This is a genomic window from Xanthomonas citri pv. citri, from assembly GCF_000961215.1.
GTDB classification, from domain to species: Bacteria; Pseudomonadota; Gammaproteobacteria; order Xanthomonadales; family Xanthomonadaceae; genus Xanthomonas; species Xanthomonas cissicola.
On the sequence record NZ_CP008998.1, the window covers coordinates 4,995,884 to 5,017,500 of the forward strand.

The following is a 21,617-nucleotide window of genomic DNA, read 5'->3' on the forward strand; positions in this document are numbered from 1 at the left end:
TTACCCCTGGGAGGGGGAAGTCATGAAGAATCACCGCACCGTCTCCACCCTGCCGGCGCGCAGCCTGTTGTGCTGCGCCCTGGCCACCTCGTTGTTCGCCACCACACCGGCCATGGCCCAGTCCAGTAACGCCACGTTGCGTGGCCAGGTCGCTTCCGCGCAGAACGGCAGCGAAGTCGTCGTCACAAACGTCGCCACCGGCTCGGTGCGACGCGCCCCGGTCAATGCGAACGGCAACTACACCATCGTCGGGCTGCAGCCGGGTACCTACAAGGTCGAATCCAACGGCATCAGCCGCACGGTAACCCTGTCGGTGGCCTCCAGCGCCACCGTCGATCTGGGCACCGAGACGGCCGCTGCGCCCGCAGGCGATGCGACCACGCTGGATACGGTGACGGTCAGCGCGCCGATGATCCGCGACGTCAAGACCTCGGAGGTGGGCAACACCATCAGCGCGCGTCAGATCCAGCAATTGCCACAGGCCACGCGTAACTTCCTGGAGTTTGCCGATACCGTGCCGGGCATGGTGTTTCAGGTCGATGGCAACGGCAACACCAAGCTGCGCGGCGGTGCGTCCAATGCCAGTGCCGGCAATCTGTACATCGATGGCGTGGGCCAGAAGAGCTACGTACGTAGCGGTGGCGTCGCCGGTCAAAGCGATACGCAGGGCAACCCGTTCCCGCAGCTGGCGATCGGCGAATACAAGGTCATTACTTCCAACTACAAGGCCGAGTACGGCCAGATCAGTGGCGCGGCGATTACCGCGGCCACCAAGTCGGGCACCAACGAGTTCCACGGCGAAGCGTTCTATCGCTATACCGATCAGGATCTACGCGACAAGCGGCCCGACGAAGAAGCCAACGGCAAGATCGATTCGCAGACCAAGGAATACGGTTTCGCGCTCGGCGGGCCGATCATCCAGGATCGCATGCATTTCTTCGTTGCCTACGAAGGCAAGGAAAACGTGGCGCCCAAGAGCGTGCAGCCGAGTTCCGAGGCGGCGGCGTTCGTCAGCCAGCTGCCGGCCAACCTGGCCAGCCAGTATGGCCCGGCCAATATGCCGTTCGAAGAAGACCTGTTGTTCGGCAAGATCGACTTCGAGCCCACCGATCGCGATCGCATCGAACTGAGCACGATCTACCGCGACGAGACCCAGACCGCCAACGTCGGCGGCACCAACACGCTCGCGCAGGCCACCGACAAGATCAACAAGGACAAGCGCACCAACCTGCGTTGGCAGCACAGTGCCGACAACTGGTTCAACGAGGTCATCGTCGGTACCGAAAATTCGGAGAACAACCCGACCCCGCGCACCCTGGGCAACGGCATCGTCTACACCTATTTCCAGCCGCGTTCCGGTTCCACCGATATCGATGAGCGCACGTTCCTCACCACCGGTTCGGCTGGCGGCAAGAACGCGCAGCGCAAGAGCCAGAAGGGCTGGTTCATCCAGAACGATCTGACCTTCACCAGCTTCCAGTGGCATGGCGAACACACCATCAAGATGGGTGTGAACTACAAGGACATCGAGCTCACCTCGCAGGATGCGGCGGCGTTGAATCCGCAGTTCAGCTATCGCGTCAGCAATGGCAGCATTGACGCCACACCCTACCGCGTGGACTTCATCGCGCCCTACACCACGCCAGGCCAGCGCGCCACGGTGGTCTCCCCGTCCAAGCAGTACGGTATCTATCTGCAGGACGACTGGGCCGCCACCGACAAGTTGATGGTCAACATCGGCGTGCGCTGGGATTACGAAGACACTCCGGCCTACACCAACTTCGTCACCTCGCAGGCCTTCGTCGACGCGCTGTATGCCAACGACGCAGAAAATCCCGGCCAGCCTTGGGCCAACCGTCTGCTGCCCAGCGGCATCAACGTGGCCGACTACATCAGCACCGGCAACAACCGCAAGAACTTCAAGGATGCCTGGGCGCCGCGCTTCGGTTTCTCGTATGACATCTTCGGCGACGAAGCCGCCATCGTGCATGGTGGTGCCGCGCGCTCCTACGATCGCAACCTGTTCGAACAGTTGGCGCTGGAAACCAGCAAGGCGGCGCTGTCGCCGGTGGCGGTGTATTTCGAAAATCCGGCAACCGGCACCTGCTATCGCGCCGATCGCACCTGCGTGGCGTTCGACCCGCGCTATCTCAACGGCATCGATCAGCTCAACACCATTCCCGGTGTCGCCGGCAGCGCCGAGCTCTTCATGTTCAACAACAAGCTCAAGACGCCGTACAGCGACCAGTACAGCATCGGCATCACCAACCAGGTGGGCGACTGGCTGACCGATGTGACCTTTCAGCGCATCCTGAGCTATGACGGGTTCGCGATGGGTCTGATCAACCGCTATCCGGACGGCTCCTACTTCCAGAATGGCAACGTGCCGTGGGGCGAGCCGGTGCCGGGCTACCAGAACACCATCCTGGGCAGCAACGGCCTGGAGCAGCGCAACAGCCAGGTGCTGTTGTCGGCCGACAAGCCGTACACCAAGGAGTCCGGTTGGGGCCTGACCTTGTCCTACACCCACACCAGCGCGCGCCAGAACCGCAACATCGATGAGCCTTACGGTTTCGACAAGGCCACCATCCGCGGCTATCCGTTCGTCAAATCCGATGCCGTGGCCGCGCATCGCTTCGTCGCTTCCGGCTCGATCGACGGCCCATGGGGCGTGACTTTCGGTGCCAAGCTGGTATTGGCCACGCCCGAGCCGATCAACACGATCGCCTGCTTCGGCTTCACCGATCCCGATGGCGCGACGTGCCAGCAGGTCGGCGTCACCCCGCCGGGCAGCGGCAAGTTCCTGGTCGGTGGCGATATCTGGGGCTACCGCACAGTGGACTTCCAGGCCACCAAGGAGTTCACCGTGGCCGGCGACTTCAAGCTCAATGCACGTGTGAACCTGCTCAACGCGTTCAACTTCAAGAACTACAGTGCGTACGCCTACAACGGCTTCGGTAGCAATGGTCAGTTCGCTCCGGACATCGCCATCAACACCAGCGGCGAGATCAACTACGTGCCGCGCAGCGTCGTGCTGGAAATCGGCGCCAAGTTCTGATGCGTGCCTTGCCACATGCGCCGGGACGGGCATGTGGTCTGTCGAACGGGGCCAACTGGCCCCGTTCGTGTGTCCGTCCGCCGTCTTGCTCAGGAATGCATCGACATGATTCCCGCTCCACTTCGCAACATCGTCATTGTCGGCGGCGGCACCGCCGGCTGGATGGCGGCCGCCGCGTTCGCGCGCGTGCTTGGGCCCACCTTCAAGGTGCAGCTGATCGAGTCCGAACAGCTGGGCACCGTCGGTGTGGGCGAAGCCACCGTGCCGCACATCAAGGCCTTCAACAACCTGCTCGGCATCGATGAGGCCGAGTTCGTCCGCCAGACCCAGGGCAGCTTCAAGCTCGGCATCGAGTTCGTCGACTGGCAACGCCCCGGCAGTACGTACATGCATGGCTTCGGCACCCAGATCGGGCACCCGCTGGGGCTATTGCCGTTCCACCAATACTGGATCAAGCAACACGCGCGCGGTAAAGCGCAGCCGCTGGGGGCGTACACGCTCAACACCGTGGCGGCTGCGCGCGGCAAGTTCATGACCTCCGCCGGCGATGTGCCGGCCAACTCGCTGCTGGCCAACATCGCCTACGCATACCACTTCGATGCCACGCAGTACGCGCACTTTTTGCGGCGGTATTCGCAGCAGCGTGGCGTGACCCGCATCGAAGGGCTGGTCGAGCAGGTGCAGCTGCATCCGGAAAGCGGCCATGTGCAATCGCTGCAGCTGGCCTCCGGGCAGGTGGTGCATGGCGACTTGTTCATCGACTGCTCCGGCTTCGGTGGGCTGCTGATCGAGCAAGCGCTGCACACCGGCTATCACGATTTCACCCATTGGCTGCCGTGCGATCGCGCGCTGGCGGTGCCCTGCGAACAAGTGAGCCCACCGGCGCCGTACACGCGCTCCACCGCGCGCGCAGCCGGCTGGCAGTGGCGCATTCCGCTGCAGCACCGCACCGGCAACGGCTATGTGTATTGCAGCGCGCACATCAGCGACGACGAAGCTGCCGCAACGCTGCTGGCCAACCTGGATGGCAAGCCGCTGGCCGACCCGCGCCCGCTGCGCTTCACCACCGGGCGGCGCAAGCAGTGCTGGAACCGCAATGTCGTCGCGCTGGGCCTGGCCAGCGGATTTCTGGAGCCGCTGGAATCGACCAGCATCCATCTGATCCAGTCCGGCATTTCCAAGTTGCTGGAGCTGTTTCCGCGCGAGGGCATCAGCCCGGTGCTGGTGCAGCGCTACAACGACCGGCTGGCATTCGAGTTCGACCGCATCCGCGACTTTCTGCTGCTGCACTACCACGCCACCGAACGCGACGACAGCGCGTTCTGGCGGCATTGCCGCCACATGCCGATCACCCCCGAGTTGCAGGCCACGCTGGACCTGTTCCGCGACAGCGGGCGCTTCTATCGCAACGCCGAAGAGATGTTCGCCGAGATCAGCTGGGTGCAGGTACTGGTGGGCCAGGGCATCCTGCCGCAGGGGTATCACCCGCTGGTGGACCAGGTGCCCGACCGCGACGCCGAAGGCTTTCTGGCCAGCGTGGCGCAAACCATTTCGCACTGCGTGGATGTGATGCCGAGCCACCAGCAATTCATCGACCGCTATTGCAAGGCAGCGACGTTGCCGTAAGTGCCTTTTTGCCCTGCGCTTGAGCTGATGCTGAGGGTGGCAGTGACGGATGGCCGATCACGGATGCGGAGATCGAAGCATGCGCTACCGGCACGCTCCGCTCTGACGTCCGGGCGATGCCTGCTCGCCTGGTGCAGCCAATAACGCGCCATCCACTGCCACCACGCGGCCAGCCATTGCCCTCGGTCGCCGCGACATGCAACGTGACGGCCAAAAAAAAGGATCGGGCACGAGGCGCGATCCCTTCGAAAACCGGGACACGCCCGGTGGACAATGAGTGACACAGCTTCCGACTGACATCGGACGCCGGCATGTTAACGAGGCTTTCACATTAAAGCAATGCTTTAATTGTTGTCGCATAAGCCATTGATTGTTTTGGAGCCAACGGCTGTTTTAGTCTCCGTTCTGCATCAGTGCCGCGCGGATCTCCGCCTGGATGGCGTCAGCCGCCGCTGCAGGATCGCTCGCCAGGCGGATCGGGCGGCCAACGACGATCGCGTCGGCGCCGTCGATAAATGCCTGAGCCACGCCGACCGTGCGTTGCTGGTCGTCGCCGACCGGGCCGCCGGGGCGGATGCCGGGGCAGACGATCGAAAAGTCCGGACCGGTGGCACGGCGGATCGGGCCGGCTTCCTGCCCGGAAGCGATCACGCCATCGATCCCGGCGGCCCGTGCGGCCAGCGCGCGCTCCACCACCACGTCCACCGGTTCGCGGTCGATGCCCATTGCCACCAGGTCCGGGCGGCCCATCGACGTCAGCACCGTGACCGCCAGCAGGCGCATGTCGCCGTGGTTGGCTTCGGCGGCAGCCTGCAGCATGCCGGCGTGCCAGCCGTGCACGGTGCAATAGCTCACCGGCCACTGCGCCAGGCGGCGAATCGTGCCGGCCACGGTGGCAGGAATGTCGAAGAACTTGAGGTCCACGAACACGCGCTTGTCGCGCTTGGCCAGCGCATCGAGCACGTGGAAGTACTCGCCCGATGCCAGCAGCTCCATGCCGATCTTGTAGAACGACACCGAATCGCCGAGCCGGTCCACCCAGGCGATTGCTTGGTCGTGGCTGGGCACATCCAGCGCGAAGATCAGCCGCTCATGTGCGGCCAGCGGCAATGGCGCGCGGCTCATCGGGCCACCTCCAGCGCAGCGCGCTTGGCGTCGTGGCGCGTTTGCCAGGGTTGCGCGTAGTCGTTATTGAACTGCGCCGGCTCCCAGCCGCCGTAGCTGGGGTTGGGCAGCATCCACCAGCGTTCGCCGAACCAGTCGTGGTACTGCTGCAACAACGCGCCGCGTGCCTGGCCGGTGTTGGCGGTGACCTGCACGAAGTCGCCCAGCTGGTCGCCGAACTGCATCAGCACGCGGTACTTCTGTCCGGCCAGCTGGCGGCGGCAGTTCTTTTCGCTGCCGTTCTGCTCGCAACCGGGCACCACCGTGCCCAGGCCGAGAAAGACGCTGTCGTCGGCCACCGGCAGGCCCACGCTGCGCAGATTGGCCAAGGTGGCGTCCTTCAGGTGCACCGCACGATTGGAAATGTAGATCAGGGTGATGCCGCGGGCATTGGCGGCCTTGGCGAAATCCACCACGCCGGGGATGGCGGTGGCCTTCTTCTCGGCCACCCACTGGTCCCAGCTCAACTCGTCGTATTCCTTGCCATCGCGCAACAGGCGCGCCTGGTATGGCGAGTTGTCCAGCACGGTCTCATCCACATCCAGCACCACCGCCGGCTTCAGGCCGGTGGCGGCGTTGCCGCGTTCTTCCGGCACCAGCGCGTCCCAGTTGGGCTGCTTGAGCGCGTTATCGAGCTTGTCGGCAGCGGCGCGGTAGGTCTGCTCGGCCACGGCGCGGTATTCCTCCGAGCGCTGCATCCACAGCACCGCATTGAGGTTGTCGTCGCCGGCCGGTGCGGTGGTGGACGACGTTGCGGCCTTGCTGGCCGCAGCGCTGGCGTCGACATTGGCAGTTGCGGTGGCGGTGGCGTCCTGCGCGTGCGGGGCTGGCTGCGTGTCGGCAGGCTTGCAGGCGCTCAGGGCCAGCGCGGTGCAGACGATGAGGGACAACGGTGCGTAAAGCGAGGGGCGCATGGCATCCACCGGGACAGGATCGACGATAAAGGCTGCGATTTTAGCCGGTTCGCGTCGCATCGCTCGCGCTGGCCGATGGCAGCGCCATTGGAATGACAGAGGCGTACGGATGACGGCCGCCGCGATGCCGCTCGTCCAGCTGCTTGGCTGCATCGGCGTCCCCACGATTGCAGGTCTGTGCCTGTGCCCGTCCCCGGATGCACAGACCCGTTGCCGGCGCGCGACGCTGACATGCGCGATACCGTCGATGACGTCGGCCAGCTTGCATGGCGTCGCAGCGGAAGAACGCCGGCAGCGGATCGGCATATCCTTGTGCTGATTGCCCCGGAGCCACCCATGACAGAGACCTCGCCCCCGCCCGTCCTCGACACCGCCCAGGCCCGCGTGCTCGGCTGCTTGATCGAAAAAGAGGCCACCACGCCAGACGCGTACCCCCTCACCGTCAATGCCGCGCAGGTGGCCGCCAACCAGAAAACCGCGCGCGAGCCGGTGTTGAATCTGCAGACTGGCGTGGTGCACCATGCGCTGCGCCAGCTGGAAACCCTGGGCCTGGTGCGCCAGCAGTTTTCTTCGCGTGCCGAGCGTTACGAACACCGCCTGGGCAGCGTGCTGGATCTGACCCGCCAGCAAGTCGCACTGATCGGCCTGCTGTTGTTACGCGGCGCGCAGACGCTGGGCGAACTGTACGCACGTAGCGAGCGGCTGGCGCGTTTCAACGACGCCGACGACATGCGCCATCACCTGGATCGGCTGATCCAGCGTGGCCTGGCCGCGCAACTGCCGCGCGCCAGCGGTCAGCGCGAAGATCGCTACGCGCATCTGCTCAGCGGCGAACTGGATGTGGAGGCGCTGCAGGCCGCCGCCGCGCGAGCGGCACCGAGCGCGCGCAGCGGCAGCGACACCAGCGACCTGGAAGCGCGCATGCAGGCACTGGAAGCGACGGTCGTCGAACTGCAGGAAGCGCTCGCGGCGGTACAGGCGCGGCTGGACGCAGCTGGCGCCTGATCGATCGGCAGCACCCGCCGACGGCTGCAATGGCAGCGCGGCAGGTGTGCTGCAGCATCGGCGCCTGTTGCCTTTGGAGATCCGGCCGTTGCCGGATCACAAACATGCGCCACCGCACGCAGAGGCATGCGGCATCGCCCGCCAGATCCACACTGCCTTGTCGCCCGGCTGCACCGTGTCAGTCTGTGCACGTGACGGATGGATGCACCGGCAAGTCCCCCGCGTCCGTGCAACAGCACTGCCCGCGCTCGAACGCCGGGGCGGGGCACGCCAGCGTCAGGTCGGCGTATCCACCTCGTCCCACTCGGCATCTTCGAAGTGCAGTAGCCAATTGAGCGCGTAATGCCGCTCATACACCACGCCCGGCACGATGCCGGCGGGTACCGGCTGAGCGGATTGGCCGGCCTGGCGGACCGCCCAGTGCAGGCGCAGGTGGCGGTCCAGCATGTCGAGCAACTCGGGGAGCGGGCGCCGTGCCACCGTCGGGCGCTCGGCGGCTTGCGCGTTGTCCAGCGCGCGCTGTGCAACCAGGGGCACCTCGCACAGGGCGGTGGGTTCCGGCAATGTGTCGGCCAGCCCCAAGGCCCATTGCAGCACGGCCAGGCTTTCGTAGCGCCAGCCGAAGTTGGCCAGCGCCTGCGCCTCCGGCGCTGCCTGGGCAAAGAAGGCGCGCTCCTGCGGCGACAGCGCCGCGGCCACGCCGGGAAGGCGCGTCTCCACCTCGTCCAGCGATGGCGGCGTATCGCCTGCTGCCAGGATCTCTGCACGCAGCGCCACCGCAAACAACGCCAGCATGCGCCCACTGACGACTGCCGCATCGCGCACGCGTGCTTCGGCCTCGCCGGGCACCGGCGGCAGACTGGGCGGCACGCGGATGCCTTGCGCGGTCAGCAGGGAACGTTGCTGCGCGCGCCGCTGCAACGCATCGGGCGGATACGGCACCTGCGCATCGTCGTCGATCGCCGGCTCGCCCTGGCTGATCAGCACCCGCCCGTGCGGGTCGCGCACGCTACCATCGGCCAGGAAACACACCGCATTGGCCTGCTCGGCCCACTGCGCCAGCGCGCCGAACTCCGCATCGTCGACCTGGAAGCTGAAATGCTGCCGCACCCGCTGCACATGCCGCATCAGGTGATAGCGCGATTGCGTCATCTGCCCATCGCCGGCCTGATTCACGTAGCCGACAAAGCCATGCAAGTGATCGACCAACGCCGGATCGGCATGGTCGCGGTGCTGCACGGCAGCCTGCGGCAGAAAGTCCGGCCACAGCGGCGTGCGCAGCGTGGAATAAGCATTGACCACCAGTGACATGCAAGCATCCTTCGGAGAGCAACCAACTACCCGATTATGCGTCCGCGCGGTGATGCGCTGTGTCGACCAGAGCCGATGCAAGCACCCGCCTCAGCAACAGAAGCGGCTGGCAAAACGTGCCAAGTCTGGTCCGGAGCATGAACGGCGCGCAGGGCGCGGAGCGTGGATGGATGTGGATGTGGACGCGCAGTGCCCAGCAATGGCCGCGCCCGCCCGACGGCACGCACCGTCGTTGCAGGCGCCCCGTTCCAAGCACGCCCTGCGCATCGACGCTGCAGCTACTTACGCAGACTGCCGGTCGCGCTGCCCGTTGAATCGGTGCGTCAAGCCTGCTGCTCAACCCGCCCTGCCCACAGGCCCAAGATCGATCGCGTAATACAGCACTGGCGCGGTTTCCGGGCTCAATACACGCAGGCCGTGCTGCTGCAGTCCGAGCTTTTCCAGCGCACGGATCGATTCGGCATTGTCCGGCGAGACGATCGCGCACAGCTGCGACAAGCCCAGCACGTCGCGGGCATAGTCCAGCACCGCGCGGCCGGCTTCGGTGACATAGCCCTTGCCGCGATATGCAGGCAACAGCGCAAAACCAAGGTGCGGCACCGGCAAGGTCTCGCGACACAACAAGCCCAGCGTGCCGATGAACGCGGCGTCCTCGCGCGTCTCCACCGCCCAATGCGCAAACCCATACCGCGCGTGATGTGCCTGCGCCCATTCGCATAGATGCGCGCGCGCCTGCTCGCGCGTGCGGATGCCGCGGTCGTTGATACCGGCGATAAAGCCAGGGTCGTTGACCAGCTCCAACATCGCATCGGCATCGCGCTCGGGGTCGAGCGTGCGCAAGCGTAGTCGCGGGGTTTGGATCACAACGGTCACGGCACACTCCGGCATCATGAAAAACCAGACTGCCGTGCCGGCGCGTCACTGGCAAGCGATGAGCGGCAGGTGCGCGTGCTACGGCGCACTGCGCATCAGTCGAACAATGCCTGGATCGCGGCCAATCCCGCACTGGCGCGTTCTTTCTTGCGCTCGGCGTCGGCCACCGGGTCGGCGCCATCGCGCTGCAGTTCTTCGGCCGGAATCTCATCGAAGAACCGGCTCGGCTTCAGTCGCACATGCTCACCGAACTTGCGCGTCAGCTTGCTGTGACTCATCCACAACTGCTCCTTGGCGCGGGTGATGCCCACGTACAGCAGGCGACGCTCTTCCTGCAGATTACCTTCTTCCAGGCTCACTTCGTGCGGCAGTACGCCGTCCTCGCAGCCGACGATGAAGACATAGCGGAATTCCAGTCCCTTGGACGCATGCATGGTCATCATGCGCACCTGGTTGCCGCCATCGTCCTTGTCGTTGCGCGACAGCAACGCCAACTGCGCAGCCAGATCGCTGGCGCTTGCACCGCGCGGACCACCTTCGAACCACTCGGCCAGTTCGTCCAGATTGCGCTTGCGCCGCTGGAAGCCGGTCTCGTCTTTAGATTGATTGCGCAGGTCGTTGAGCAAACCGGACTTGTCGGCCAGCAGGCGCACCAGCTCGCCGGCCGGCATGCTGGACGAGTGCTCCCGCATGTCGCGCAGGATGTCGGTAAACGCACTCAAACCGTTGGCCGCGCGCGGCGGCAAATGCTGCAGGGCGCCCATCGACTCGGCTGCGCGCGACATCGGCACCGACTTGGCGCTGGCAAGCTCGGCCAGACGCGCCAGCGAGGTCGCGCCGACTTCGCGCTTGGGCGATTGCACGGCACGCAAGAACGCCGCGTCGTCGTCCGGGTTGACGATCAACCGCAACCACGACAGCAGATCCTTGACTTCCTGCCGCTCCAGAAACGCGGTGCCACCGGTGAGGTGATATGGCACGCGCAGCAGCTGCAGCGCTTTTTCCAGCGGACGCGACTGAAAATTGCCGCGGAACAGAATGCAGAAATCGCTCCACGGCACCTGCTTGGCGGTGCCCAGGAACGAGATCTCCGCCGCGACCTTTTCGGCCTCGTGCTCGCTGTCGCGGCATTCCCACACGCGGATGCGCTCGCCGTCGGCCTGGTCGCTCCACAAGGTCTTCAAGTGTTCGTGCGGGTTATGCGCGATCAACGCGTTGGCCGCGCGCAGCACGCGATTGGAGCAGCGGTAGTTCTGTTCCAGCTTGATGATTTCCAGCGCCGGATAGTCGCGCGCCATCTGCTGCAGGTTTTCCGGATTGGCGCCGCGCCAGGCATAGATGCTCTGGTCGTCGTCGCCCACGCAGGTGAAGTTGCCGCGCGGGCCGGCCAGCATCTTCAACAGCCGGTACTGCGCATCGTTGGTGTCCTGGCACTCGTCCACCAGCAGGTAGCCGATGCGCTCGCGCCAGCCCATCACGATGTCTTCGTTGGCTTCCAGGATCTGCACCGGCAGGCGGATCAGGTCATCGAAATCCACCGCGTTGAAGGTGGTCAGCCGCGCCTGGTAGCGCTCGTACAAGCTGGCCGCTTCCTTTTCGCGGGTGCTGCGCGCAGCTGCCATCGCCTGTTCCGGCGACAGGCCGGCGTTCTTGGCGCGCGAAATCAGGTTCTTGGCGTCTTCGATCGCATCGGGCTTGGCGCCATGCATCAGGTCCTTGATCTGCGCAGCGGCATCGTCCGAATCGAAGATCGAAAAGCCGCGCTTCAAACCGGCAGCGGCATGCTCGATCTGCAGGAACTTCAGGCCCAGCGCGTGGAAGGTGCAGATGGTCAGGCCTTCAGCACCGTCGCCGCGGATGCGTTTGGCCACACGCTCGCGCATTTCCTTGGCGGATTTGTTGGTGAAGGTGATCGCGGCGATCCGCTTGGCCGGATAGCGGCCGATGGCGATCAGATGCGCGATCTTTTCCACGATCACACGCGTCTTGCCGCTGCCGGCACCGGCCAGCACCAACAAGGGACCTTCGCAGTGCAGCACCGCGGCGCTTTGCGGGGGATTGAGACCGTACATAGTGGCTTCCGACAGAGCGCGCCATTGTACCGGGGCTGCTTGCGGCTGGCCGGCGCGATGGATTCATGTCTCCAGCACCGCTAGCCCTTGCCTCAAGCCAGGGGCTGCGCTTCCCCCCACTCGACGGCGGACATTGGCGCCGCCTGGCCGCGCCAACGCAGCGCACAGGCGCCGCATCCTGCCGCCCGGCCGGTAAAATCGCCCGATGGCCAAGCTCTATTTCTACTATTCGGCAATGAATGCCGGCAAGACCACCACCTTGCTGCAATCGGCGCACAACTACCGCGAGCGCGGCATGCGCACGCTGATCCTTACGCCCAAGCTCGACCACCGCGCCGGCAGCGGCGTGGTCGCCTCGCGAATCGGCCTGCGCGCGGACGGGCGTATCTTCGAGCGCGACACCGAGCTGCAACAGCTGGTCGAACGCGACATCCACAACGACGGCGCGTTGCACTGCGTGCTGGTGGACGAAGCGCAATTCCTCAGCCGCGCCCAGGTCTGGCAGTTGAGCGAGGTGGTCGACCGCCTGCGCATTCCGGTGCTGTGCTACGGCCTGCGCACCGATTTTCGCGGCGAGCTGTTCGAGGGCAGCCAGTTCCTGCTGGCCTGGGCCGACGAGCTGGAAGAGATCAAGACCATCTGCCACAGCGGCAGCAAGGCGACCATGACCGTGCGCGTGGATGCGCACGGGCACGCGGTGCAGGACGGCCCGCAGGTGGAGATCGGCGGCAACGAGCGCTATGTGTCGGTCAGCCGGGCCGAGTTCAAGAAGATCATGCGCGGCGAAGGCCGCATCGATCCGCTACAGATCGCCTTGCCGCTGCCGGTTGCCTAGCGCCGGGGCCGGGTCACGCACCCGCAGCCATCCGCGCCCCGTGGTGCATTCAGGACGGCAGTACCCCATGAGCAGCAGCATTCGGGCGCATCCTCGTTTGCGCTGCGCTATCGCGCGGGAAGCAGGGCCTACACATCGCAGTTGGCCGTTCGACAGCACCAGAGGCCTCACCGCCGCGCTGACGCCAGCCGCTAACACCCACACGTCGGCACACGCTGCGCGCCGCGTTCGTCGACAGCCACCCGCGACCCACTGGCCACGCCCTATACGCTTTGCAGGCGGTGCTAAACCTATGCGGGCATGCGGTCACGGCGGCGTCGCGGGCGCCGTCAGACAGGCGTATCGTGGTGTCTGTGAGACAGCGGCGCACCACACAACCGGGCGCAACCGCGGTCCTGTAAACTGGCAAGCGTCCACTCTTTGGAGGCACTCATGGATCCACTGCCTCCCGCATTGCGCGCCGACATCGCGCGTGTTGGCCGGCTCTCCTCGGTCCCCGACGTATTGAGCGTCCTCACCCGTCTGACCGGGATGGGATTTGCCGTCGTCGCCCGCGTCACCGACGCGCGCTGGATCACCTGTCAGGTGCACGATGCATTGTCCTTTGGCCTGCGGCCCGGCGACGAGCTGCCGCTGGCCACCACGTTTTGCGACAGCGTACGGGTGCGAGGCAATGCCGTGTGGTTCGGGCATGCATCGGATGACCCGATCTATCGCGATCACCCCTCGCCGCGGCTCTACGGCTTCGAGAGCTACGTCTCGGTGCCGATCAAGTTCGACGACGGCAGCGTGTTCGGCACCTTGTGCGCGCTGGATCCGCAGCCGCGCGTCATGGACGCACCGCTGGTGGAAAAGGTCGAACTGCTCGCGCAGTTGCTGGCCGCCCAGATCCAGGCCGAGCAACGCGCCGAAGAAAGCGCGCTGGAATCGCGGCGCGCCCGCAGCGAGCTGGGCCGCGTGGGCGCCTCGGCGCGCTTGCGCGAAGAATTCATCGGCATTCTCGGGCACGACCTACGCAACCCATTGCAGTCCATGCATGCGGTGGTGGATATGCTGTCCATCGACCAACTCAACCATCGCTACGGCAGCTCCATTCGCTCGCTGCAGCGTAGCCTGCGGCGCATGGAAGAACTGATCGATTTCGCCTGCGATTTCGCTCGCGGCATCGAACTCGATTGGTTGCAGCTGGACTATGGCGACGGGAGCGACCTGCTCGATGCACTCTCCCAGGTCGTGGACGAAACCCGCGCCGCCTATCCCAACCAGGTGCTGTCCACGCACGTGGCCATCGACGAGCCAGTACACGGCGATGCGATCCGTCTGGCGCAGATGTTCGGCAGCCTGATGATCAACGCCGTCGTGCAAGGGCCGCAAAGTTCGTTGATCAAGGCGGTCGCGGTCACCGAACATGGCCGGCTACGCATCGAAGTCTGCAATCTGGATGGGATCGATCCGCGTCGGCTGGATGTGCTGCATGCTTCCACCCATGTGCATACCGGCGGACGTGCGCTACCGGATGTCGATCTGGGCCTGCATATGGCGGCGCAGATCGCAAAGGCCCATCAGGGCGAATTACGCATCATCAGCGGCAAGGACGGCACCTGCTTCCGCGTGGAGCTGGCCTGCACACGTCCGCGCGGACGACTGCATCTGGTCGGCACCTCGGCGCCGACCTGAATGCGTTACGCAGCGACTATCGTCCCGCAAACAAGTGCGCCAAAGGTGGCGCTCCAGCCGCATGCGGCATGCCGGCCACACGTCCTCTGGCGCCGCATTGCCGCATGGAGCGGCGCTGGCAACCGGATGCCAGTAACAAGCGCCGCCGGACCCCTTGCTCGGCTCCTCAGTAGATCCTGCGCTCGCTCGGCGGCGGCGGCGTCCACTGGTACAACCAGGTTTCGGTGAGCGGCTTGCCGTTGGCGCGCAGATACAGGCGGATATCGATCTGCTGGGTGCCCTCGTCCGGCGGCACCAGGTCGAACATCGCCCGATAGCCCTTGAGCTCGTGCAGCGGGCGCGCCGACACGATTTCAGTGGTGCCGCGCGACACCTGCAACACCGCCTCCACCTTGGCCTTCGGGTCCTTCGCCAGCGCGGCCAGCTCGCCACCGGCAAAATCCACCGCAAAGCGCCAGGAGAAATGGCTGCGTTTTTGCCCGACGATGCCGCCCAGGCCGGTTCGGGTCGCCACGCAATGCGCCAACGGCGAGCTGGCCGGTGGCTGCGCGCCCCAATACAGCCGGTAGCCCATCAGCAGTTCCTGGCCCGGCTGTGGCTTGGCTTGCGGATTCCAGAACGCCACGATGTTGTCGAAGGTCTCGTCCACGGTCGGGATCTCGACCAACTGCACCGAGCCCTTGCCCCAACCACTCTTGGGTTCCACCCACAGGCAGGGGCGCTTTTCGTAGAACACGCCATCGTCCTGGTAATGGTCGAAGTTGCGGTCGCGTTGCAGCAGCCCGAAGCCGCGCGGGTTCTCGTCGACGAACATGTTGAAACGCAGATGCGGCGGGTTGCATAGGGGGCGCCAGATCCACTCGCCGCCGCCGGTCCACATCGCCAGGCCGTCGGTGTCGTGAATTTCCGGACGCCAATCCCAGTCCATCCGGTTATCGTTTTCGCCGACCTGGTACATGCTGGTGCACGGGCCGATACCCAACCGCTCGATCGCCTTGCGCGGGTACAGTGCGCTGTCGATATCCATCAGCAGCACATCGCCATTGGTGATGGCGAACCGGTACGCACCGGCAACGCTGGGCGAATCCAGCAAGCCGTACACCACCACCGTGTCCGAATCGTCGGCCGGCTGCTCCAGGTAATAGGCGATGAAATCCGGAAACTCTTCCGGCCCACCAGTACCGGTATCGATGGCCAGCCCGCGCGCCGATTGCCCATACTGGCCTTCCTTGCCGACAGCACGGAAGTAGCTTGCGCCCAGGAATGCCGAAAAGTCGCGGTCGGTGTCCTTGCGTGTATTGAGCCGGAAACCGGCAAAGCCCAGATCCTTCGGCAATTGCTTGCCGCCCAGCCCGCTGCGACCGTAATCGAATGCCGCCGGGTCGTAAGCCAGTTGCTGTGCCTTGCCATCGACGATGTCGTAAATGTGCACCGGTGTATGGAAATACAGTCCCAGGTGGAAGAACTTGGCCTGGAACTTGCCGTTGCCATCGGCCCACAGCGCGTGGTCCTGCCGGTAGCGGATGGACTGATATTGATCCCAGTTCAGCGCCTCAAGCGGCCCCGGCAACAGCTGCTTATGGCTCTTGTAAGGCGCGTTCGCCAGTTCGCGCGCCTGCCCCTTCAACCAGGCGTAGTCGAACGGCTGCGGCTGCCCGAGTCGACGCAGACCGACGGCCTTGGCCGCTAGCGCCCACTGCGGCAACGTCGGCAAACCGAGCGCGGCCAATGCGGCAGCAGCATTCTTCAGGAAGTGGCGTCGTTGCATGCGCATCGATCTGGTCAGGGAATGGGCGACATCATAGCCACAGCCCGGCTTTGAGGTGAATGCGCACCTCAGCGAGGCGGAGACGGAGACGGAGAGGGCGCACCGCATGCATTCACCAGCGCGAGCGCTTTGGCGTTGCTGCAAAGGAACTGCCGCTGCGCCTGCTCCTCATCCGGCCCGGTGTAACGCAGCAGCGTCCACTGCTCCTGTGCCTGCATTTGCGCACCTGGCGCAAGCTGCCGATACGGTGCGTGCACCTCCATTTCCAGCAATCCCTGTTCCGGATGCTGGGGTGGCACATCCAGATACAACTCCACCTGGCCTTGCTCGGGATGGATCGCCGACATCGGTTGATGTGCGAAGCGAATCACCAAGACCTGCCCGCCCGCGAAACCGGCCATCCATCCTGCAGACGGCTGCAGCAATAACTTGCCGCGCTGGATCGATCCGTCTGGGCGGGCATCGGCGCGCAGCGCAAGCAGGCCGCGCTCCTGCTGATAACGCGGCGCAATCGTGCCGGGCTCGCGCGGCGGCTGCAGCCGAATATCCGTAGCAGCGGCAACCGGCACGAACACCCGCGTCGTGGCCGCAAGCCGCGTATTGAACCAAAGATCCCAGGCAATCGGCTGCGCGCGGATATTGCGTGCGCTGGCACCGATTTCGACAGTGTCCGCACGCGCTGCAGAACGTTTGATCTGCTTGCGCAATTGCACCCCGGTTAGCGGGCTGGGCACCCCTTCAAATTCCACCACGTCATGCCGACGCACGCTGACGCGCGTCTGCGCCAGCGACAGATACGGATCCGGCGGCCACACCGCAGCCGCCGCCTGACGCTCGCGATTGAGTTGCTGGTGCAGCCACCACTGACTCTGCGGCCCGACCCACACATCATGGCCAAAATAAGCAATATCCCCGGCAGTGGCCGAGACCTCGGGCGCAGGCTGTTGCTCCACCGCTGCACCGAGCTTCAACACGTTGGGCTGGCCGCGCAGATTGAACGACAGCACGCGCCCGCCAAATGCCGGCGTGACGCTCAGTTCTATGGCGTTGGTCTTCAACTGCAGCCGCTCGACGGCAGCTGCATCGTCCGAAGAGGGCGTCACCGCGCCAGTCGACGTCATCGATAGCAACGCAAATGCACTGGTAAGCACCAGGGGAACGACTAGCTGTCGCGAGCTGGACATACAGCGCTTCCACGTAAGGACTTCACGATTGTGGCCCGCCCCCTGCGTGGACGCCAGAACACCCCTGCTCGCGTCTGCTTGCTGGCACGTTGCTGCAGGCCAGGTGCCCGTTCGCGCGATGTCTGCCTGGAGACCTGGGCCACGTAGAGCGTTTGGCGACGTCTCAACGGTCTCAAGCAGGAGGGAGCCCCGGTTGGGTCGGCGCATGCGCTCGGACATGCAAGCAGGTTGGAACCCGCATCCGATGCCGGCATCCGGAACGAGCGCAGCGAACGCGACGACTCATCGAGCCAGGTAGCCGCTTTCCTCGGGCAACCCCATACGCAATGCGTCGCAACCAGCCAGTGCATGCCAAACCCTACGGTGCCTAAGAGAGCCATGTTGATCGTCAGAACATTGCGAAGAGCAGGCGCGTGTAAGAGGCCAGAACGTAGGCCATGTCCGGAGTTAGCCGAGCCGCATTGTTGTGGCGTCCGCTGGAACGATCTGGAGACTATCGCGACAACGTCAGCGGTCAAACACCGCGCCGGCTTGATATGGCGCTTATCGCTGACAGCTCCCGCACCACACCGTAGCGCGTTGACCGATCGTCGCGTGTTTCAAGACCCGTCCACACTGTTTGCAGGCCTCGCCCTCGCGCCCATAAACAAAAAGTTCCTGCTCGAAATAGCCGGGCGCACCATCGGGGCTGATGAAGTCGCGCAATGTGGTTCCACCGCGCTGGATGGCATACGCCAGGATGTCTTTCACTGCATCAGCCAGACGCCGATAACGCTCCAGCGAGACCTTCCCCGCCTCGCGCAACGGACTGATTCCCGCCCGATGCAGGCTTTCGGCAGCGTAGATATTTCCAACTCCGACAACCACGGCCTGATCCATCAAAAAGGTCTTGACGGCAGCGCGCCGCCCCTGTGCCAGCGCGTGGAGATAATCGCCAGTAAATGCATCCGATAATGGTTCTGGACCAAGCGCAGCGAGCAAGTCATGGGCTTGTGTGCCGGATTGCCACAACAGGCAGCCAAAGCGACGCGGATCGTTGAAACGCAGCAAGCGCCCGCTTTGCAGACTGATATCCACATGGTCGTGCGCCCGCGGCAACGTGTCGCCAGGCAGCACCCGCAGACTTCCGGACATCCCCAGATGCAACAGCACGCTGCCGCCGGCATCCGTATCGATCAGCAAGTATTTCGCACGTCGGCGCACGTTGGTAATGGTGGCGCCGGGAAGCAAGCGCTCGATCTGCTCGGGAATCGGCCAACGCAGATCGGGCCGACGCAGGATCACGCCATGGATCCGCTGCCCAACCAGATGCGGCGACAGGCCACGCAACGTCGTTTCGACCTCGGGCAACTCAGGCATCAGCGCATCCAACAAACGCCGGCCACACACCGGCAAAGCAGCTAATGGGGTCGAAACACTCAAACACAATCAACGCGACCCTGCCGGCGCGCTATCGCTGTCCCCTTCCTGCTTTGCCTGCCTGATGTAACCACTACTTCCACTTCTAAGGACATTGCCTGCTAGGCCATTTCCTCAAATTTGGCGCAAAAAGAAACCCTCAGTCCATTGGACTGAGGGATTCGGGGTAAAGCCCCTGGCGATGACCTACTCTCGCATGGCTTGAGCCACACTACCATCGGCGCAGCTGCGTTTCACTTCCGAGTTCGGGATGGGATCGGGTGGTTCCACAGCGCTAATTTCACCAGGGAGACGGTTGGAGCGTCGCCATCCAAAGATCGGATGAGGCGCGCGTCTCGCAGAGGTAACTTGTGACGTAGCTTGCGTTTGGTGATCTACCAACGTTCGTTGGGACCAAGGCAACTTGAGGTTATATGGTCAAGCCGCACGGATCATTAGTATCAGTTAGCTCAATACATTGCTGTACTTACACACCTGACCTATCAACCACGTAGTCTACATGGTTCCTTTAGGGGGCTTGTGCCCCGGGAAGTCTCATCTTGAGGCGCGCTTCCCGCTTAGATGCTTTCAGCGGTTATCGCTTCCGAACATAGCTACCCGGCAATGCCACTGGCGTGACAACCGGAACACCAGAGGTTCGTCCACTCCGGTCCTCTCGTACTAGGAGCAGCCCCTCTCAAACTTCCAACGCCCATGGCAGATAGGGACCGAACTGTCTCACGACGTTCTGAACCCAGCTCGCGTACCACTTTAAATGGCGAACAGCCATACCCTTGGGACCGACTACAGCCCCAGGATGTGATGAGCCGACATCGAGGTGCCAAACACCGCCGTCGATATGAACTCTTGGGCGGTATCAGCCTGTTATCCCCGGAGTACCTTTTATCCGTTGAGCGATGGCCCTTCCATACAGAACCACCGGATCACTAAGACCTACTTTCGTACCTGCTTGATCCGTCGATCTTGCAGTCAAGCACGCTTATGCCTTTGCACACAGTGCGCGATGTCCGACCGCGCTGAGCGTACCTTCGTGCTCCTCCGTTACTCTTTAGGAGGAGACCGCCCCAGTCAAACTACCCACCATACACGGTCCCTGATCCGGATAACGGACCTAGGTTAGAACGTCAAGCACGACAGGGTGGTATTTCAAGGATGGCTCCACTGCAGCTAGCGCCACAGTTTCATAGCCTCCCACCTATCCTACACAGACGAACTCAACGTTCAGTGTAAAGCTATAGTAAAGGTTCACGGGGTCTTTCCGTCTTGCCACGGGAACGCTGCATCTTCACAGCGATTTCAATTTCACTGAGTCTCGGGTGGAGACAGCGCCGCTGTCGTTACGCCATTCGTGCAGGTCGGAACTTACCCGACAAGGAATTTCGCTACCTTAGGACCGTTATAGTTACGGCCGCCGTTTACTGGGGCTTCGATCAAGAGCTTCGCCTTGCGGCTGACCCCATCAATTAACCTTCCAGCACCGGGCAGGCGTCACACCCTATACGTCCACTTTCGTGTTTGCAGAGTGCTGTGTTTTTGATAAACAGTCGCAGCGGCCTGGTTTCTGCGACCCTCTTCAGCTATAGCTCGCATGAGCCACCAAAAAGGGTGCACCTTCTCCCGAAGTTACGGTGCCATGTTGCCTAGTTCCTTCACCCGAGTTCTCTCAAGCGCCTGAGAATTCTCATCCTACCCACCTGTGTCGGTTTACGGTACGGTCTTCGTGAGCTGAAGCTTAGGAGCTTTTCCTGGAAGCGTGGTATCAGTGACTTCGCCAAAAAGGCTCGTCTCGGTGCTCGGTCTTAAAGGATCCCGGATTTGCCAAAGATCCAAACCTACCGCCTTTCCCCGGGACAACCAACGCCCGGTACACCTAACCTTCTCCGTCCCTCCATCGCACTCACGCGAGGTGCAGGAATATTAACCTGCTTCCCATCGACTACGGCTTTCGCCCTCGCCTTAGGGACCGACTAACCCTGCGTCGATTAACGTTGCGCAAGGAAACCTTGGGCTTTCGGCGTGCGGGCTTTTCACCCGCATTATCGTTACTCATGTCAGCATTCGCACTTCCGATACCTCCAGCAGACTTCTCAATCCACCTTCGCAGGCTTACGGAACGCTCCTCTACCGCGCATAAAACACGTTTTATGCACCCCAAGCTTCGGTTCACTGCTTAGCCCCGTTAAATCTTCCGCGCAGACCGACTCGACCAGTGAGCTATTACGCTTTCTTTAAAGGGTGGCTGCTTCTAAGCCAACCTCCTGGCTGTCTATGCCTTTCCACATCGTTTTCCACTTAGCAGTGAATTTGGGACCTTAGCTGTGGGTCTGGGTTGTTTCCCTTTTCACGACGGACGTTAGCACCCGCCGTGTGTCTCCCATACAGTCCGTCTCGGTATTCGGAGTTTGCAATGGTTTGGTAAGTCGCGATGACCCCCTAGCCATAACAGTGCTCTACCCCCGAGAGGATACATATGAGGCGCTACCTAAATAGCTTTCGAGGAGAACCAGCTATCTCCGGGTTCGATTAGCTTTTCACTCCTAATCACAGCTCATCCCCGTCTTTTGCAACAGACGTGGGTTCGGGCCTCCAGTACCTGTTACGGCACCTTCACCCTGGCCATGACTAGATCACCCGGTTTCGGGTCTACTGCCCGCGACTATGCGCCCTTATCAGACTCGGTTTCCCTTCGCCTCCCCTATACGGTTAAGCTT

General features: G+C 63.4%; 13 protein-coding genes and 2 rRNA genes (1 of these 15 cut by a window edge). 5 read left to right on the plus strand and 10 right to left on the minus strand.

The features are described from left to right. The first annotated feature begins 22 nt into the window (after window positions 1–22). The gene (locus AMD14_RS21850; RefSeq protein ID WP_015463787.1) at window positions 23–3,058 is read left to right on the plus strand and encodes a TonB-dependent receptor domain-containing protein; all 3,036 of its coding nucleotides are present in this window, start codon (window positions 23–25) and stop codon (window positions 3,056–3,058) included. Window positions 3,059–3,163: 105 nt separating this feature from the next. Then, window positions 3,164–4,684: a tryptophan halogenase family protein gene (locus tag AMD14_RS21855; RefSeq protein ID WP_011052863.1), complete on the plus strand. Its 1,521-nt coding sequence runs from the start codon at window positions 3,164–3,166 to the stop codon at window positions 4,682–4,684. A 393-nt stretch (window positions 4,685–5,077) separates the two neighbouring features. On the opposite strand, the gene pyrF is transcribed toward AMD14_RS21855, so the two are convergent. Together pyrF and AMD14_RS21865 are read right to left on the minus strand one after the other, a co-directional pair. After that, the gene (gene pyrF, locus AMD14_RS21860) at window positions 5,078–5,809 is read right to left on the minus strand and encodes an orotidine-5'-phosphate decarboxylase (protein WP_011052864.1); all 732 of its coding nucleotides are present in this window, start codon (window positions 5,807–5,809) and stop codon (window positions 5,078–5,080) included. Then, entirely contained in the window at window positions 5,806–6,771 is a 966-nt protein-coding gene (locus AMD14_RS21865) for a 5'-nucleotidase, lipoprotein e(P4) family (protein ID WP_033482470.1), read from the minus strand. Before AMD14_RS21865 ends, pyrF begins: the two co-directional genes overlap by 4 nt. 327 nt (window positions 6,772–7,098) lie before the next feature. Between AMD14_RS21865 and AMD14_RS21870 the strand changes: the two genes are divergently transcribed. Beyond that, window positions 7,099–7,767 (plus strand): YceH family protein, encoded by a 669-nt coding sequence (locus tag AMD14_RS21870; RefSeq protein WP_003485105.1) that lies wholly within the window; start codon window positions 7,099–7,101, stop codon window positions 7,765–7,767. Between the two features lie 276 nt (window positions 7,768–8,043). Here AMD14_RS21870 and AMD14_RS21875 read toward each other — a convergent pair whose 3' ends face one another. The 3 genes from AMD14_RS21875 to AMD14_RS21885 form a co-directional block, all read right to left on the minus strand. After that, window positions 8,044–9,078: a DUF4272 domain-containing protein gene (locus AMD14_RS21875; protein WP_015463790.1), complete on the minus strand. Its 1,035-nt coding sequence runs from the start codon at window positions 9,076–9,078 to the stop codon at window positions 8,044–8,046. Between the two features lie 336 nt (window positions 9,079–9,414). Next, window positions 9,415–9,969 (minus strand): GNAT family N-acetyltransferase, encoded by a 555-nt coding sequence (locus AMD14_RS21880; RefSeq protein WP_011052867.1) that lies wholly within the window; start codon window positions 9,967–9,969, stop codon window positions 9,415–9,417. Window positions 9,970–10,046: 77 nt separating this feature from the next. Then, window positions 10,047–12,023, minus strand: a complete 1,977-nt coding sequence (locus AMD14_RS21885) for a UvrD-helicase domain-containing protein (RefSeq protein ID WP_011052868.1) — start codon at window positions 12,021–12,023, stop codon at window positions 10,047–10,049. Window positions 12,024–12,228: 205 nt separating this feature from the next. Between AMD14_RS21885 and AMD14_RS21890 the strand changes: the two genes are divergently transcribed. Both AMD14_RS21890 and AMD14_RS21895 read left to right on the plus strand, forming a co-directional pair. Then, complete coding sequence (locus AMD14_RS21890) at window positions 12,229–12,858, plus strand: thymidine kinase (RefSeq protein ID WP_005917020.1); 630 nt, start codon at window positions 12,229–12,231, stop codon at window positions 12,856–12,858. 432 nt (window positions 12,859–13,290) lie between these two features. Next, window positions 13,291–14,535: a GAF domain-containing sensor histidine kinase gene (locus AMD14_RS21895; protein WP_015463791.1), complete on the plus strand. Its 1,245-nt coding sequence runs from the start codon at window positions 13,291–13,293 to the stop codon at window positions 14,533–14,535. 166 nt (window positions 14,536–14,701) lie between these two features. Here AMD14_RS21895 and AMD14_RS21900 read toward each other — a convergent pair whose 3' ends face one another. The 5 genes from AMD14_RS21900 to AMD14_RS21920 form a co-directional block, all read right to left on the minus strand. Further along, window positions 14,702–16,303 (minus strand): OpgD/OpgG family glucan biosynthesis protein, encoded by a 1,602-nt coding sequence (locus AMD14_RS21900; RefSeq protein WP_011052870.1) that lies wholly within the window; start codon window positions 16,301–16,303, stop codon window positions 14,702–14,704. A 68-nt stretch (window positions 16,304–16,371) separates the two neighbouring features. Beyond that, a complete protein-coding gene (locus tag AMD14_RS21905; protein ID WP_075149920.1) occupies window positions 16,372–17,487 on the minus strand; it encodes a DUF4380 domain-containing protein in 1,116 nt (371 codons plus the stop codon). 543 nt (window positions 17,488–18,030) lie between these two features. Then, window positions 18,031–18,846 carry a bifunctional DNA-formamidopyrimidine glycosylase/DNA-(apurinic or apyrimidinic site) lyase gene (gene mutM / locus AMD14_RS21910; RefSeq protein WP_011052872.1) on the minus strand — a complete coding sequence of 272 codons (816 nt, stop codon included), beginning with the start codon at window positions 18,844–18,846 and terminating at the stop codon, window positions 18,031–18,033. A 233-nt stretch (window positions 18,847–19,079) separates the two neighbouring features. Next, a 5S ribosomal RNA gene (rrf, locus tag AMD14_RS21915) occupies window positions 19,080–19,194 on the minus strand. A gap of 125 nt (window positions 19,195–19,319) precedes the next feature. Further along, window positions 19,320–21,617, minus strand: a 23S ribosomal RNA gene (locus AMD14_RS21920); it runs 583 nt beyond the window's last position.

Coding starts and splice junctions, on each gene's coding strand:
- AMD14_RS21850 (WP_015463787.1), top strand. CDS start 23: ATGAAGAATCACCGCACCGTCTCCACCCTGCCGGCGCGCAGCCTGTTG.
- AMD14_RS21855 (WP_011052863.1), top strand. CDS start 3,164: ATGATTCCCGCTCCACTTCGCAACATCGTCATTGTCGGCGGCGGCACC.
- pyrF (WP_011052864.1), bottom strand. CDS start 5,809: ATGAGCCGCGCGCCATTGCCGCTGGCCGCACATGAGCGGCTGATCTTC.
- AMD14_RS21870 (WP_003485105.1), top strand. CDS start 7,099: ATGACAGAGACCTCGCCCCCGCCCGTCCTCGACACCGCCCAGGCCCGC.
- AMD14_RS21875 (WP_015463790.1), bottom strand. CDS start 9,078: ATGTCACTGGTGGTCAATGCTTATTCCACGCTGCGCACGCCGCTGTGG.
- AMD14_RS21880 (WP_011052867.1), bottom strand. CDS start 9,969: ATGATGCCGGAGTGTGCCGTGACCGTTGTGATCCAAACCCCGCGACTA.
- AMD14_RS21885 (WP_011052868.1), bottom strand. CDS start 12,023: ATGTACGGTCTCAATCCCCCGCAAAGCGCCGCGGTGCTGCACTGCGAA.
- AMD14_RS21890 (WP_005917020.1), top strand. CDS start 12,229: ATGGCCAAGCTCTATTTCTACTATTCGGCAATGAATGCCGGCAAGACC.
- AMD14_RS21895 (WP_015463791.1), top strand. CDS start 13,291: ATGGATCCACTGCCTCCCGCATTGCGCGCCGACATCGCGCGTGTTGGC.
- AMD14_RS21900 (WP_011052870.1), bottom strand. CDS start 16,303: ATGCAACGACGCCACTTCCTGAAGAATGCTGCTGCCGCATTGGCCGCG.
- AMD14_RS21905 (WP_075149920.1), bottom strand. CDS start 17,487: ATGTCCAGCTCGCGACAGCTAGTCGTTCCCCTGGTGCTTACCAGTGCA.
- mutM (WP_011052872.1), bottom strand. CDS start 18,846: ATGCCTGAGTTGCCCGAGGTCGAAACGACGTTGCGTGGCCTGTCGCCG.